The 13708-nt window shown below is 71.4% G+C and carries 16 protein-coding genes; 11 read left to right on the top strand and 5 right to left on the bottom strand.

The annotated features are described in order from the left end of the window. Positions 1-9: 9 nt before the first annotated feature. Together ACFC02_RS32340 and ACFC02_RS32335 are read right to left on the bottom strand one after the other, a co-directional pair. Entirely contained in the window at positions 10-777 is a 768-nt protein-coding gene (locus tag ACFC02_RS32340) for a VOC family protein (RefSeq protein WP_376365077.1), read from the bottom strand. A 90-nt stretch (positions 778-867) separates the two neighbouring features. Beyond that, the gene (locus ACFC02_RS32335) at positions 868-1260 is read right to left on the bottom strand and encodes a VOC family protein (RefSeq protein WP_376365076.1); all 393 of its coding nucleotides are present in this window, start codon (positions 1258-1260) and stop codon (positions 868-870) included. Positions 1261-1339: 79 nt separating this feature from the next. Between ACFC02_RS32335 and ACFC02_RS32330 the strand changes: the two genes are divergently transcribed. Next, positions 1340-1879, top strand: a complete 540-nt coding sequence (locus ACFC02_RS32330) for a GNAT family N-acetyltransferase (RefSeq protein WP_376365098.1) — start codon at positions 1340-1342, stop codon at positions 1877-1879. A 25-nt stretch (positions 1880-1904) separates the two neighbouring features. Here the strand turns inward: ACFC02_RS32330 and ACFC02_RS32325 are convergent, their stop codons facing one another. Next, positions 1905-2588: a glycerophosphodiester phosphodiesterase gene (locus tag ACFC02_RS32325; protein ID WP_376365075.1), complete on the bottom strand. Its 684-nt coding sequence runs from the start codon at positions 2586-2588 to the stop codon at positions 1905-1907. A gap of 443 nt (positions 2589-3031) precedes the next feature. On the opposite strand from ACFC02_RS32325, the gene ACFC02_RS32320 reads away from it, so the two are divergent. The 5 genes from ACFC02_RS32320 (at position 3032) to ACFC02_RS32300 (ending at position 7701) form a co-directional block, all read left to right on the top strand. After that, positions 3032-4429 (top strand): DUF6421 family protein, encoded by a 1398-nt coding sequence (locus ACFC02_RS32320; RefSeq protein WP_376365073.1) that lies wholly within the window; start codon positions 3032-3034, stop codon positions 4427-4429. Positions 4430-4470: 41 nt separating this feature from the next. Continuing rightward, the gene (locus ACFC02_RS32315; protein WP_360970478.1) at positions 4471-5229 is read left to right on the top strand and encodes an SDR family NAD(P)-dependent oxidoreductase; all 759 of its coding nucleotides are present in this window, start codon (positions 4471-4473) and stop codon (positions 5227-5229) included. Continuing rightward, the gene (locus tag ACFC02_RS32310; protein ID WP_376365071.1) at positions 5226-6299 is read left to right on the top strand and encodes a threonine aldolase family protein; all 1074 of its coding nucleotides are present in this window, start codon (positions 5226-5228) and stop codon (positions 6297-6299) included. The genes ACFC02_RS32315 and ACFC02_RS32310 overlap by 4 nt, the downstream gene beginning before the upstream one ends. Positions 6300-6386: 87 nt before the next feature. Continuing rightward, positions 6387-6980 carry a transglutaminase domain-containing protein gene (locus tag ACFC02_RS32305; RefSeq protein WP_376365069.1) on the top strand — a complete coding sequence of 198 codons (594 nt, stop codon included), beginning with the start codon at positions 6387-6389 and terminating at the stop codon, positions 6978-6980. A gap of 19 nt (positions 6981-6999) precedes the next feature. Beyond that, positions 7000-7701: a B3/4 domain-containing protein gene (locus ACFC02_RS32300; RefSeq protein ID WP_376365068.1), complete on the top strand. Its 702-nt coding sequence runs from the start codon at positions 7000-7002 to the stop codon at positions 7699-7701. A gap of 3 nt (positions 7702-7704) precedes the next feature. On the opposite strand, the gene ACFC02_RS32295 is transcribed toward ACFC02_RS32300, so the two are convergent. Then, positions 7705-7923, bottom strand: a complete 219-nt coding sequence (locus tag ACFC02_RS32295; RefSeq protein WP_376365066.1) for a hypothetical protein — start codon at positions 7921-7923, stop codon at positions 7705-7707. 127 nt (positions 7924-8050) lie between these two features. Continuing rightward, complete coding sequence (locus ACFC02_RS32290) at positions 8051-8779, bottom strand: lysophospholipid acyltransferase family protein (protein WP_376365064.1); 729 nt, start codon at positions 8777-8779, stop codon at positions 8051-8053. A gap of 277 nt (positions 8780-9056) precedes the next feature. Here ACFC02_RS32290 and ACFC02_RS32285 point away from each other — a divergent pair, with 277 nt between their 5' ends. The 5 genes from ACFC02_RS32285 to ACFC02_RS32265 all read left to right on the top strand — a co-directional run bounded on the left by ACFC02_RS32285 (position 9057) and on the right by ACFC02_RS32265 (position 13675). Next, on the top strand, positions 9057-9383 hold the full coding sequence (locus ACFC02_RS32285; RefSeq protein ID WP_376365062.1) for a TlpA family protein disulfide reductase: 327 nt from the start codon (positions 9057-9059) through the stop codon (positions 9381-9383). Between the two features lie 217 nt (positions 9384-9600). Next, positions 9601-10119, top strand: coding sequence for a flavin reductase family protein (locus tag ACFC02_RS32280; protein WP_376365060.1), 519 nt, complete (start codon positions 9601-9603; stop codon positions 10117-10119). A 249-nt stretch (positions 10120-10368) separates the two neighbouring features. Further along, positions 10369-11154 (top strand): electron transfer flavoprotein subunit beta/FixA family protein, encoded by a 786-nt coding sequence (locus ACFC02_RS32275; RefSeq protein WP_360970494.1) that lies wholly within the window; start codon positions 10369-10371, stop codon positions 11152-11154. A 56-nt stretch (positions 11155-11210) separates the two neighbouring features. Beyond that, positions 11211-12173 carry an electron transfer flavoprotein subunit alpha/FixB family protein gene (locus ACFC02_RS32270; protein WP_376365057.1) on the top strand — a complete coding sequence of 321 codons (963 nt, stop codon included), beginning with the start codon at positions 11211-11213 and terminating at the stop codon, positions 12171-12173. A gap of 197 nt (positions 12174-12370) precedes the next feature. Beyond that, positions 12371-13675, top strand: coding sequence for a DUF6986 family protein (locus ACFC02_RS32265; RefSeq protein WP_376365055.1), 1305 nt, complete (start codon positions 12371-12373; stop codon positions 13673-13675). Positions 13676-13708: the final 33 nt, after the last annotated feature.

Genomic DNA, 13708 nt, shown 5'->3' with positions numbered 1-13708 from the left:
CCGGCGGCCTCAGTCCTCCTCGCCGGGCTGGTAGACGCCGAAGGCCGCGCCCTGCGGGTCGCGCAGCACCGCGATGCGGGGGCCGTGCGCGACGGAGACGGGCTCCTGGAGGGTCCTGGCCCCGGCGCGGTCCGCCACCTCCGCCGTCCCGTCGAGGTCCTCGACCGCGAAATAGGGCAGCCAGTGCGGCGGCACATCGGCCGGGAAGCGCTCGTGCAGAGCGGTGACGCCCCCGAAGTCCATGCCGTGCATACCCCACTGCGTGTACCACTCCGAGGCGTTGACGCTCCAGCCGAACACGGTGGTGTAGAAGTCCCGGGCCCGCTTGACGTCGCGGGTCGCCAGCTCCACCCAGCCGAGGGCTCCGGGCCGGTTGAACACCCCGGCGCCGGCGAACTCCTTGGCCTGCCAGATCTGGAAGGCCGCACCGGACGGGTCGAGCGCCACCGTCCGGCGGCCCTCGTCGAAGATGTCCATGGGGCCCCGGATCACGGTCCCGCCCGCCTGCGCCACCTTGTTCGTGGCCGCGTCGGCGTCGGCGACGGCGAACGAGACGTTCCAGGCGACCGGCTGGGTGGGCCGGTACAGCGGGCCGAGCCCGGCGACCGCCGCGTCCCCCAGGCGCACGACGGTGTAGCCGCGCAGCTCCGGCCGGGGGTCCGGCGCGTCGCAGTGCCAGCCGAAAACCTCCCCGTAGAACCGCTTGGCCGCCTCCAGATCGCTGGTCCCCAGCTCCGCCCAGCAGGGGCCGCCGATCACCGGCTTGTCGAACTCCATGGCACTCCTCCGGGAAGGCTCGCCCCCACCACCTGAACGCTATCCCCGGTCACCGACGGTGGCCAGCGGGACTCGTACGGCCGGGAACGGTCAGATGCCCGGCCGGTGGCGCAGCGGGTGCTCCGCGGGGACCTCGACGAGTACGAGCGGGATGCCGTCCGGATCGGCGATCCACATCTCGATCAGCCCCCACGGTTCGCGCACCGGCGGGCGCACGATATCGACGCCCGCGCCCCGCAGCTCCGCGTGGGCGGCGGCCAGGTCCTCGACCTGGAGCCACAGCCGGACGCCGGCGGAGTGCGGAGCCTCGGAGCGGCCGGACAGTTCCAGGAAGCCGCCCCCGAGGAAGTAGACGGTGCCGCGCTCGACGCCCGTGCCGAACTCACGGTAGACGGGCAGCCGCAGTCGTTCGCCGTAGAAGGCGCGGGAACGTTCGGGGTCCGTGGGCCGGATCAGCGTCCGGCTGCTGAGTACGTGCACCATGCGCGGGAGCTTAGGCCGTGTCCGGCAGGGTTTACCCTCGTTGCTGCCCGCCGCGCCCGAGATCCGAGAGGCCTTCTCCATGGACACCGCCGCCACCGCACCGGTCTTCCGCGATGCCACCGATGCCGACACCGAGGCCCTGGTGGCGCTGATCGAGTCGGCGTACCGCGGCGATGCCAGCCGCGCGGGGTGGACCACCGAGGCGGACATCCTGCACGGGCAGCGCACCGACCCCGAGGGCGTGCTGGCCGTGATCAAGTCCCCGGACAGCAGGCTGCTCACCGTCGAGCTCGACGGCCGCGTGGTCGCCTGCTGCCAGCTCGAACACCGGGGCGACCACGCCTACTTCGGCATGTTCGCGGTCAGCCCCGCCCTCCAGGGCGCGGGCCTGGGAAAGGCGATCATCGCGGAGGCGGAGCGACAGGCCCGCCAGGGGTGGGGCGCCACCGAGATGCACATGACGGTGATCTCCGTGCGCGCGGACCTGATCGCCTGGTACGAGCGGCGCGGCTACCGCCGTACGGGGGAGACGAGCCCCTTCCCGTACGGCGACGAGCGCTTCGGCGTCCCGCAGCGCGACGACCTCGAGTTCGAGCTGCTGGTCAAGCCGCTCGGGTAGGGGCGCCGCGTCCGGGGGCCGCCGCTCAGGCGGTGAAGCGGCCGGTGCGTCTGATCTCCGGGTAGTCGGTGGTGGCACCGTCCAGTTCCAGGGCGCGGACCAGCCGCAGGTGGTCCAGGGTGTTCACCACCCAGCCGATGATCCGCAGGTCCGCCGCGCGCGCGTGCTCGACGATCTCCAGCGTGAGCCTGCGGATGTCGAGCACGAGGGTGCCCGCGCCGGCCGCGGTGGCGCGCTCGACGACCTCGGTGCCGTAGTGGTCGGCGACCAGCGCGGTACGGACGCCGGGGACCAGGCGGGCGATCTCGGTGAGCGCGTCGTCGTGGAAGGACAGCACCTCCACCCGGGCGACGAGGTCGCGGCGGCGCATCACCTCGGCCAGCGCCTTCGCCGCCGCCACGTCCTTGATCTCGGCGTGCAGGGGCGTCCGCACGGCGTCCAGGACCTCCTCGAAGACGGGGACCCGCTCACCTCGGCCCGCGTCGAGCGTGCGCAGCTCGGCGAGCGTCTTGTCGGCGACGGGACCGCTGCCGTCGGTCGTGCGGTCCACCTCGGCGTCGTGCATGACGACGAGCGCGCCGTCCTTGCTCAGGTGCAGGTCGAGTTCGATGGCGTCCAGGCCGGCCTGCTGGGCCGCCACGAACGAACGGAGGGTGTTCTCGGGCTCGACACCCATGACTCCGCGGTGACCGATGGTAAGGAAGTTCAAGGTTCAACTCGCTTCCGTCGACGGCGGCTCGGCACGCCCGCGGACCTCGAGGGACCTCGTCGTCCACGCGGCAGGGCCGCAGCCTAACGGGCCGCAGTCGGGTTGAACCCGTGCGTACACGGGGCAGTGGGGTGACGGCCGGGCGGCAGTGGGGCCGTGGCCGCCGGGGTGGTCACTCCTGCGTGGGCGAGTCCCCCGGGCGTTGACCGAGAGACCGGTCCGCCGTCCGCCCGCGCTCGAAGAGGCCGGAAACCGCCCCGGCGCCCCCGCAGGCCGTGTCACCCGATTGGCCTAGGGAGAGTGGCCGCCATGCGGGTGTCAGGCAGGAAAATGACCGGTGAAGAAGCGTGGCGGCAGGATATTTTCCTGAGAGCACCCTTGCTGGAAGAAAGCTCATATGTATACGGTCTACATACGCGAGCTTCTCCCGTGGAGGATGGGTCATGACGGAAATTCTTGTGCAGGTGGGTACGGAGGGGCAGGTTCCTCCGGTGAGCAGGGTGGTTGAGCACCCGGCGTGGCCCGTGCTCAAGGATGCCGTGGAGCAGATCCGGCCATGGCAGTCGAAGGACGGCTCCATCGACTTCGCGGCCGAGGGCGCGCCCTCCCGCGAGGACGCCGACGCCGCCGTGCGCCGAGTGGCCGACGCCGTCGCGGAGCTGTCCCCGCTGCTGCCGCACGACGCCGCCTACCACCAGGCGCTCGTGGCGGACCTGCGCCGCTGGTCCGACGGCGGCTTCCAGGTCCCGGACTTCCTCGACTCGCTGCTGGCCTTCCAGCCCGCCGCCCACCGCGCGGACGGACTCCAGCACCTGGTCGTCTTCCCGATGTACACGCAGAACGGCAACCCGGACCGCAACCTGGAGGCGGTCGTGCTGCGCATGGTCTGGCCCGAGTGGCTGGCCGAGCTGGAGCGCACCCGCTACGACAACCCGCTCTTCTGCGGCATCACCTTCGAGGACTTCACGGCCGGCTACGACACCAACTCCGCCGTGCTCTTCCCGGAGACCATCGCCGTGCGCGAGGCGCCGGAACGATTCTCCTGGGGCGGCATCTTCTGCGACCGCGAGGCCGCCCGCTTCCGCCGGGTGACCGCCGCCGCAGTCGACCTCCTGGGCCTGCGCCTGCCCGAGGACATCGCAACCATGGTCCACGACCAGAGGCGCTGCGAGGAGGCGTTCGTGCTGTGGGACATGGTCCACGATCGCACCCACAGCCACGGCGACCTGCCGTTCGACCCGTTCATGATCAAGCAGCGCCAGCCGTTCTGGATGTACGGCCTGGAGGAGCTGCGCTGCGACCTCACCGCCTTCAAGGAGGCCGTGAAGCTGGAGCGGGACGGCGTCTCCCAGGCCCGTGACGTGCAGTACGCGGTGCTCTTCGACCGGATGTTCCGCTTCCCGGTCACCGGCGAGCGCGTGCGCAACTACGACGGCCTCGGCGGCCAGCTGCTCTTCGCCTACCTGCACAAGAACGACGTGGTGCGCTGGACGGACAACAAGCTCGCCATCGACTGGGAGCGCGCCCCGCAGGTCACCAACCAGCTGTGCGCCGAGATCGAGAAGCTCTACCGCGACGGCATCGACCGCCCGAAGCTGGTGCACTGGTTCGCCGGGTACGAGCTGGTCGCCCGCTACCTCGCCCCGCACCCCGGCTCCAAGTGGGCCAAGGGCCCCGACGCCCTGGACCTGACCCTGCCGCCGCGCAAGCTGGTCGATGACGTGCTTCCGGACGAGTTTCCGCTCAGCATGTTCTACGAGGCACTGTCCAAGAAGCTGAAGAACGTGATCGCCTCCACCAAGGGCATCACGGCCGACAGCGCCGAGCAGGTCGCCGCGTGAGCGACCGGATCCAGAACACAGCTGCTACGGAGGCGAGGAACATGGCGGGGAACGGGGCTCTCAGCGGTGCGGTGATCGCGGTGGCCGGCGCGGGCGGACCCGCCGGCCGGGCGACACTGCTCAGGCTCGCCGAGGCGGGCGCGACCGTCGTCGGTGCGGACAACGACCCGCAGCGGCTCTCCGAGGCCGTGGACGCGGCCCGCTACGCGTCCGGCGGCGCGAGCGTCACCGGGGACACCGTCGATCTGCTCGACCTCCAGTCCACCCGGGACTGGGCCTCGCACGTCGAGAAGGACTTCGGACGCGTCGACGGCCTGGTCCACCTCGTCGGCGGCTGGCGGGGCAGCGAGACGTTCACCAAGACCAGCCTGGACGACTGGGACTTCCTGGAGCTGCTGCTCGTCAAGACCGTGCAGCACACCTCCCTGGCCTTCCACGAGGCGCTCCAGCGCAGCGACCGCGGCCGGTACGTGCTGATCAGCGCCGCGGGCGCCAGCAAGCCCACGGCCGGCAACGCCGCGTACTCCGCCGCCAAGGCGGCCGCCGAGGCCTGGACGCTGGCCATGGCGGACTACTTCCGCAAGGCCGGGAAGGCCGAGGGCGCCGAGGGGCCCACGTCGGCGGCTGCGATCCTGGTGGTGAAGGCGTTGGTGCACGACGCGATGCGCGCCGACCGACCCAACGCGAAGTTCGCGGGTTTCACGGACGTCAAGGACCTGGCCGAGGCCATCGAAGGCGTCTGGAGCGAGCCCGCCCAGGAAGTGAACGGAAAGCGTCTGTGGCTGACCGAGCAGCCGTGAACCCTGCCAAGACCGATGCGCACCGCCACCACGACCCGCAGGTGCGCGGCTTCGCCAGCGACAACTACGCCGGCGTCCACCCGGAGGTGCTCGCCGCCCTGGCCCTGGCCAACGGCGGTCACCAGGTCTCCTACGGCGAGGACGAGTACACCGACCACCTCCAGCGGATCGTCCGCAGCCACTTCGGCGCGAGCGCCGAGGCGTTCCCGGTGTTCAACGGCACCGGCGCCAACGTCGTCGCGCTGCAGGCCGTCACCGACCGCTGGGGTGCGGTGATCTGCGCCGAGAGCGCGCACATCAACGTCGACGAGGGCGGCGCGCCCGAGCGCATGGGCGGCCTGAAGCTGCACACGGTGCCCACGTCGGACGGCAAGCTCACCCCCGAGCTGATCGACCGGCAGGCGTTCGGGTGGGAGGACGAGCACCGCGCGATGCCGCAGGTCGTCTCGATCACCCAGAGCACGGAGCTGGGCACGCTCTACACGCCCGAGGAGATCCGCGCGATCTGCGAGCACGCCCACGGCCACGGCATGAGGGTGCACCTGGACGGGTCCCGGATAGCCAACGCCGCCGCCTCCCTGGACGTCCCCATGCGGACCTTCACCAACGCGGTCGGCGTCGACATCCTCTCCCTGGGCGGGACGAAGAACGGTGCCATGTTCGGTGAGGCCGTCGTCGTCCTGAACCAGGACGCCGTGCGCCACATGAAGCACATCCGCAAGATGAGCATGCAGCTCGCCTCCAAGATGCGCTTCGTCTCGGTGCAGCTGGAGGCGCTGCTCGCCAAGGACCTGTGGCTGCGCAACGCCCGGCACGCCAACGAGATGGCCCAGCGGCTGGCCGAGGGCGTGCGGGCCGTGCACGGCGTGGAGATCTGCTACCCGGTCCAGGCCAACGGTGTCTTCGCCAAGCTGCCGCACGCGGTGAGCGAGCGCCTGCAGAAGCGGTTCCGCTTCTACTTCTGGAACGAGACCGAGGGGGTCGTGCGCTGGATGTGCTCGTACGACACCACGGAGGACGACGTGGACGCGTTCGTGGCGGCGCTGAAGGAGGAGATGGCCCGGGCCTAGCTCCAACGGGCGGCGAGCGTGCATAGTTATGCGATCATTCGGAAAGTCATTGACTGCCGAGTGATCGCATTCCTATGCTCTGCAGCCATGGAGCTGACCCAGCACACCCCTGACCTGTCCGCCTATCTGGCCGCCGACGAGGCGATCGACCACGAGCATCTCGTCGTTCGCGAGATCGCCGCCCAGCTGGCCGAAGGGGTGGCCGACTCGTATGCCTATGCGCGATCCGCCTATGAGTTCGTGCGCGACACCATCCCGCACTCACAGGACTCGGGTGACCCGCGCGTCACCTGGCGGGCCTCCGACGTCCTGCTGCGGCGCACCGGCATCTGCCATGCCAAGGCCCATGCCCTCGCCGCCCTGCTGCGGGCCGAGGACATCCCCACTGCACTGTGCTACCAGCGGCTGGCCTGGGATGACGGTGACGGATACGCGCTGCACGGCCTGGTGGCCGTACGGTTCAACGGCGCCTGGCACCGGCAGGACCCGCGCGGCAACAAGCCGGGGGTGGACGCCCGGTTCTCCCTCGCGGGGGAGCGGCTGGCCTTCGTGCCGGACCGGCAGTCGAATGAGATGGACTACCCGGTACTGTACGCTGAACCGCATCCGGCGGTTCTGAGCGCGCTGAAGGGCGCCCCCGACCGGACGGCGCTGTCCAAGGCGCTCCCCACCGAACTCTGACGTGCCAGACGGAGAGACCATGACGCTCACACTCACCGTGTCCGACGAGGTGCGCGCGCTGGCGCCCGGCTTCACCCACGTGGCCGTCGAGGCACACGACCTCGTCAACGGCCCCAGCACCAGGGCCAGTGCCGCACTCCTCGACGACGCGGCCCTGCGTCTGGCCCGGCGCCTGGACGGGCGCGCCCCGCACGAGGACCCGCACATGGCCGCCTGGCGCGAGACCTACACGGCGTTCGGGTCCAAGCCGTCGCGGACGCGCAACTCGGCCGAGGCGCTGGCCAAGCGCGCCCTGTCCGACGCCGGGCTGCCCCGCGTCAACGTCCTCGTCGACCTCTACAACGCGATCAGCGTCGCCCACCTGATCCCCGTCGGCGGTGAGGACCTCGACCGGATCCAGGGGGCCATGAGCCTGGTGCGCGCCGGTGGTGAGGAGGAGTTCGTGACCGTCGCGGGCGGCGAGGAGGTCGTCGAACACCCCGACGCCGGCGAAGTGGTGTGGCGCGACGGGGCAGGCGTCACCTGCCGCCGCTGGAACTGGCGCCAGGGTCCGCGCACCCGCCTCACCGAACGGACCACCTCGGGCGTCTTCCTGCTGGAGAGCCTGGCGCCGATGCCCGTGCCCGACGTCGTCCGGGCCGCGGGCGAACTCGCCGAGCTGCTGGAGAAGTTCAGCCCGGGTGCGCGGATCGCCGTACGGGAGCCGCAGCCCGCGCGCTGAGCCTCAGGGGCGGCGGTACTGGTCGCTCATGGTCGGCGTGGTGTTGTGCATCGACAGGGCGCTGTAGGAGGACCGGTCCCGCTGGGCCTGGATACGGCCGGCCTGCTCGATGAGGAGACCTTCCGCGTTCTGCGTGGCGCCGTTGCGGCGGCGCAGGAGCACGGCGATCAGCCACGCGGCGACGGCGCCGAACAGCCCGAACATGACGGCGAGTGAAACCATGGAGATCCCCCGTCTCCTCGCGCGCGCACCGACCGGACGGCGGCCGCGCACCGGACGCCCCCGGTGAATCGGCGGACCGTCAGTTTAGTGCGCCGGGCACCCAAGGGGCCAGTGATCACGCGTCAGGTCAGTGCGCGGCGGCCGTGCGCAACTGCTCCGGAGTGGGCGCCGTGCCGCCCAGGTGCGCGGGCATCCACCAGGTGTCCTCCGGGTTCCTCGGGCGGACCGGGTAGGCACGCTGGGCGGCCTCCAGCAGTTCCTGGACGCGCTCGCGCAGCCGACGGGTGATGGCACCCGCGTACTGGTCGCGCGGTGCGTCGACGGCCTCGCCCACGCGGACCGTGACGGGGGTGTGGCTGCGCCTGAAGTTGCGCGGGTGCCCCTTGGTCCACAGCCGCTGCGTGCCCCAGACCGCCATCGGGATCAGCGGCACCCCCGCATCCTGCGCCAGCCGGGCGGCGCCCGACTTGAAGGCCTTGAGGGTGAAGGACTCCGAGATCGTGGCCTCGGGGAAGACCCCGATCACCTCTCCGGAGCGCAGCGAGTCCAGTGCGTGCGCGTAGGCCGCCTCGCCCTGGGAGCGGTCCACCGGGATGTGCTTCATGCCGCGCATCAGCGGACCCGAGATCCGGTGCCGGAAGACCGACTCCTTCGCCATGAAACGCACCAGGCGCTTCTGCGGCAGGGCCGCCAGGCCGTTGAAGATGAAGTCCAGATAGCTGATGTGATTGCTCACCAGCACGGCGCCGCCCTGGCGCGGGATGTTCTCCGACCCCCGGCAGTCGATCTTGAGGTCCCACACCTTGAACATGGTGCGGGCGAAACCGATGACGGGACGGTAGACGAACTCGGCCATGGGCGGGGCGGACCCTTCTGTCTGCCAGGGAAGGGGGGACTCCCGGCGGAAGTTACGCTGCCGTAGGTTTACGGCACGTCGCAGATCGTGCCCCAAGAACGGCCGGGGAGCCAGTCCGCGTGCCCGTCCCCGGCGAGATCCTCGTCACGTCACTCCGTCGGCCCGCGTACCCCGCGGGCGCCCGGGAATCCCGGCGCGCCCGCGCGCGCTGAAGCGGTGCGGGGCCGGACGACGGCGGTCGACGGCGGCGACGACACGACGGAACGGGAGAACAGGGATGCGCGGACAGGACGCGGGCGAACGGCTGAGCGCGGCCGAGTTGGGCCGGGAGCTGGGCGAACGCGCCACGCTGGTGCAGTTCTCCACCGCCTTCTGCGCACCCTGCCGGGCGACCCGCCGGGTCCTCGGCGAGGTGACCCGCATGGTCCCCGGCGTCGCCCACGTCGAGATCGACGCCGAGGACCGCCTGGAACTCGTGCGCGCACTGGGCGTCCTGAAGACCCCGACCGTGCTGGTCCTCGACGCGGACGGACGGATCGTGCGGCGCGCCACCGGGCAGCCCCGCACCGCGGACGTCATCGCGGCGCTGGGCGAGGCCGTGTGAGGACCGCCCGCGCGACCGTGAGCCATGTCCCATGTTCCGGGACCCACTTGACTGCACCCGCCACCTATCGTCAGCCTGACCGTATGCCTTGGGAACTCCTGCTCTCCGGGCGGGCACGCCAGGGGACGGCACTTCTCGCCCGCGCCGTGAGCGCGCGCTGTCCGGGCTGTTGAGCAGCCACGGTTCCCGCGCGTCCCACCAGCAGAAGGACAGCTCCATGACGGCCCCGTCCGACCTCGTCACCCCCACCGCCTTCCAGCCCGCCTCTCCCGGGCTGCTGCGCTCCGTCTTCCGGCGGCACGCGGCGGGCGTGGCGGTGATCACCGCGCGCGGTGCGCGGGGGCCGGTCGGCTTCACCGCCACGTCCCTGACCTCCGTCTGCGCCGAACCCCCGATGATCTCCTTCGGCGTCGGGACGGGCGCCTCCAGCTGGCCGGCGATCTCGCGGACCGAGCATCTGGGCATCCACCTGCTCGGCGAGCACCAGGAGGAACTGGCCGCCACGTTCGCCCGCAGCGGCGCCGACCGCTTCGCGGCGCCCACCGCCTGGCGCGACGGCCCGCAGGGTGTGCCGCTGCTCGACGGGGTGCTCGCGTGGCTGGTCTGCCGGGTCGTGGCCCGGGTCCCGGCGGGCGACCACCGCATCGTCGTCGCCGAGGCCGTCGGCGGCGACTCCACGGGCGCCGGGCGTCCCCTGCTCTACCACGAGGGCCGTTTCAACGCCCTGCGCGACTGAGTCACGGGCCGCTTCGGCCCCCTCGGCGGCCCCCGCCCCGCCCTCTCTGCGGAACCGTCGAATTCCGGTTACGCTGCGTTGCGAAGGTCACAGTTCAAAGCGCTTGCTTAGCGGGAAGGAACTGGGTGTACTGACGAGTAATATCTCGCTCGGAGCGCGGGGTCGCCCCGACCGGGATCGGCCGCTTCAGGCGCCTATGCTGCCTGCAAGAAGGCAGCCCAGAAATGACGATGCAGTAGGAGAGCCGGCGTGAGCTTGAGGATCGTTGTCACTGTGAAGTACGTGCCCGACGCCACTGGCGACCGGCACTTCGCCGATGACCTGACCGTCGACCGGGACGACGTGGACGGTCTGCTCTCCGAGCTGGACGAGTATGCCGTGGAGCAGGCCCTCCAGATCGCGGAGAACGCCGACGACGCCGAGGTCACCGTGCTGACGGTCGGCCCGGAGGACGCGAAGGACGCGCTGCGCAAGGCGCTGTCGATGGGCGCGGACAAGGCGGTCCACGTCGAGGACGACGACCTGCACGGAACCGACGCCATCGGGACCTCCCTGGTGCTGGCCAAGGCGGTGGAGAAGGCCGGCTACGACCTGGTGATCTCGGGCATGGCCTCCACCGACGGCACGATGGGCGTGGTGCCGGCGCTGCTGGCCGAGCGCCTGGGCGTCCCGCAGGTGACGCTGCTGTCCGAGGTCTCGGTCGAGGACGGGACCGTGAAGGGCCGCCGTGACGGTGACACGGCCTCGGAGCAGCTCGAAGCGGCGCTGCCGGCGGTGGTGTCGGTGACCGACCAGTCGGGCGAGGCGCGTTACCCCTCCTTCAAGGGGATCATGGCGGCGAAGAAGAAGCCGGTCGAGTCCTGGGACCTGTCGGACCTCGGCATCGAGGCCGACGAGGTCGGCTCGGCGGGCGCGTACACGGTGGTGGAGTCGGCGGCGGAGCGCCCCGCGCGGACCGCGGGCAAGATCGTCAAGGACGAGGGCGAGGGCGGCAGGCAGCTCGCCGAGTTCCTCGCGGGCCAGAAGTTCATCTGAGCCCGGCCTCCGCTGTCCCCTTCCTCATACGTCGCAAGCAGGAGAGAAGAAGTCCCATGGCTGAAGTCCTCGTCTACGTCGATCACGTGGACGGTGCCGTCCGCAAGCCCACCCTGGAGCTGCTGACCCTGGCCCGCCGTATCGGCGAGCCGGTCGCCGTCGCCCTCGGGGCCGGCGCCGCCGACACCGCCGCCGCCCTCGCCGAGCACGGCGCGACCCGCGTCCTGACCGACGAGGCCGCCGAGTACGCCGAGTACCTGGTGGTCCCGAAGGTGGACGCGCTGCAGGCCGCCGTCGCGCAGGTCTCCCCGGCCGCCGTCCTGGTCCCCTCCTCCACGGAGGGCAAGGAGATCGCGGCCCGCCTGGCGCTGCGCACCGGCTCGGGCGTCATCACCGACGCCATCGACCTGGAGGCCGGTGCCGAGGGTCCGGTGGCCACCCAGTCGGTGTTCGCCGCCTCGTACACCACCAAGTCCCGCGTGTCCAAGGGCACCCCGGTCATCACGGTCAAGCCCAACAGCGCCGCCGTGGAGGCCGCCCCGGCCGCCGGCGCGGTCGAGGCCCTGGAGGTGTCCTTCTCCGAGAAGGCCACCGGGACGAAGGTCACCGCCCGCACCCCGCGTGAGTCGACGGGCCGCCCCGAGCTGACCGAGGCCGCGATCGTCGTCTCCGGCGGCCGTGGCGTGAACGGCGCGGAGAACTTCGCGATCATCGAGGCGCTGGCCGACTCCCTCGGCGCGGCCGTGGGCGCCTCGCGCGCCGCGGTCGACGCGGGCTGGTACCCGCACACCAACCAGGTCGGCCAGACCGGCAAGTCCGTCTCGCCGCAGCTGTACATCGCCAACGGCATCTCCGGCGCCATCCAGCACCGGGCCGGCATGCAGACGTCGAAGACGATCGTCGCGGTCAACAAGGACCCCGAGGCCCCCATCTTCGACCTCGTCGACTACGGCGTCGTCGGCGACCTCTTCGAGGTCGTCCCCCAGCTCACCGACGAGATCAAGACCCGCAAGGGCTGATCCTGCGGGCCCTTCCGGGCCGCATCGGCCCAGGCCCCCGTGACCGTCACCGGTCACGGGGGCCGCGTTTTATCCGGCTTGTCCGGTTTCCGGTGATGACTCAGGCTGCGGACAGGTGTTGACCGGCGGGAAGCTCCACGGATAACTTCGTAGTGCGGATTATTGATTCCGTACAACGGAAAACAGGAGGGTGTGGAATGGGTCAGGGCCAGCAGGAGACGGTGGCGACGAGCCTTGCGGGCGCCGTCAGCGAGGAGATCAGTGCCTCCCTCGCGCCGGTCGACGCCGAGCTGGAGCGCTGCTACCCGGGCGATCCGGGGACCCGCCAGCCCGTCCACACGGTGTACGTCCCCGGTGACGCCTTCGCCGCCGACACCCTCCGCTCCTGGGGTGGCCAGGCGCTCGCCGCCCTCGACGAACACGCCCCGGACGCCGCGTCGTTCGCCGCCGTCCTCGGCCTGAGCGACGAACTCGCCGAGCCGGTGTACTCCCGCGTCCGCGCCAAGCTGGAACGCGAACCGATCGAAGACCTCCGCATCGACTTCGAGGACGGCTACGGCCCCCGTCCCGACGCCGAGGAGGACCAGGCGGCCGCCCGCGCGGCCCGGCTGGTGGCCGAGGCGTACGCCAAGGGCACGGCCGCGCCCTACATGGGCATCCGCATGAAGTGCATGGAAGCGCCGGTCCGCGACCGGGGCATCCGTACCCTCGACGTCTTCCTCAGCGGTCTGGTGCAGGCCGGCGGACTGCCCGACGGGCTGGTCCTGACGCTGCCGAAGGTGACGTACCCCGAGCAGGTCACCGCCATGGTGCGGCTCCTGGAGGCCTTCGAGAAGGCCCACGGGCTGGACGCCGGCCGGCTCGGCTTCGAAATCCAGATCGAGACCAGCCAGTCCATCCTGGCCTCCGACGGCACAGCCGCCGTCGCCCGGATGATCCAGGCCGCCGAAGGCCGCGCCACCGGCCTGCACTACGGCACCTTCGACTACAGCGCCTGCCTCGGTGTGTCCGCCGCCTACCAGGCCAGCGACCACCCCGCCGCCGACCACGCCAAGGCCGTCATGCAGGTCGCCGCGGCCGGCACCGGCGTACGCGTCTCGGACGGCTCCACCAACGTCCTGCCGGTCGGGCCCACCGAGAAGGTCCACGACGCCTGGCGCCTGCACTACGGCCTCACCCGCCGCGCCCTGGCCCGCGCCTACTACCAGGGCTGGGACATGCACCCCGGTCACATCCCGACCCGGTACGCCGCCGTGTTCGCCTTCTACCGCGAGGGCTTCGAGCAGGCGGCGGGCCGCCTCGCCCGGTACGCCAACCGGGCCGGCGGCGACGTCATGGACGAGCCCGCCACGGCCAAGGCACTCAGCGGCTACCTGCTGCGCGGCCTGGACTGCGGGGCCCTCGACATCGCCGAGGTGGCCCGTCTCACCGGCCTGACCCGCGCCGACCTGGAGGGCTTCGCCGCGCCGCGCCGCGGCGACCTCACGGCGTCCGCGCAGTAGCCCCTCTGGCGCCCGCCCGGCCCGCTTCCGAAG

The sequence above is a fragment of the Streptomyces sp. NPDC056160 genome (genome assembly GCF_042268205.1).
Classification (GTDB): domain Bacteria; phylum Actinomycetota; class Actinomycetes; order Streptomycetales; family Streptomycetaceae; genus Streptomyces.
Note: the sequence above shows the minus strand (reverse complement) of the source record. Positions and strands in the feature narration are given on the sequence as shown.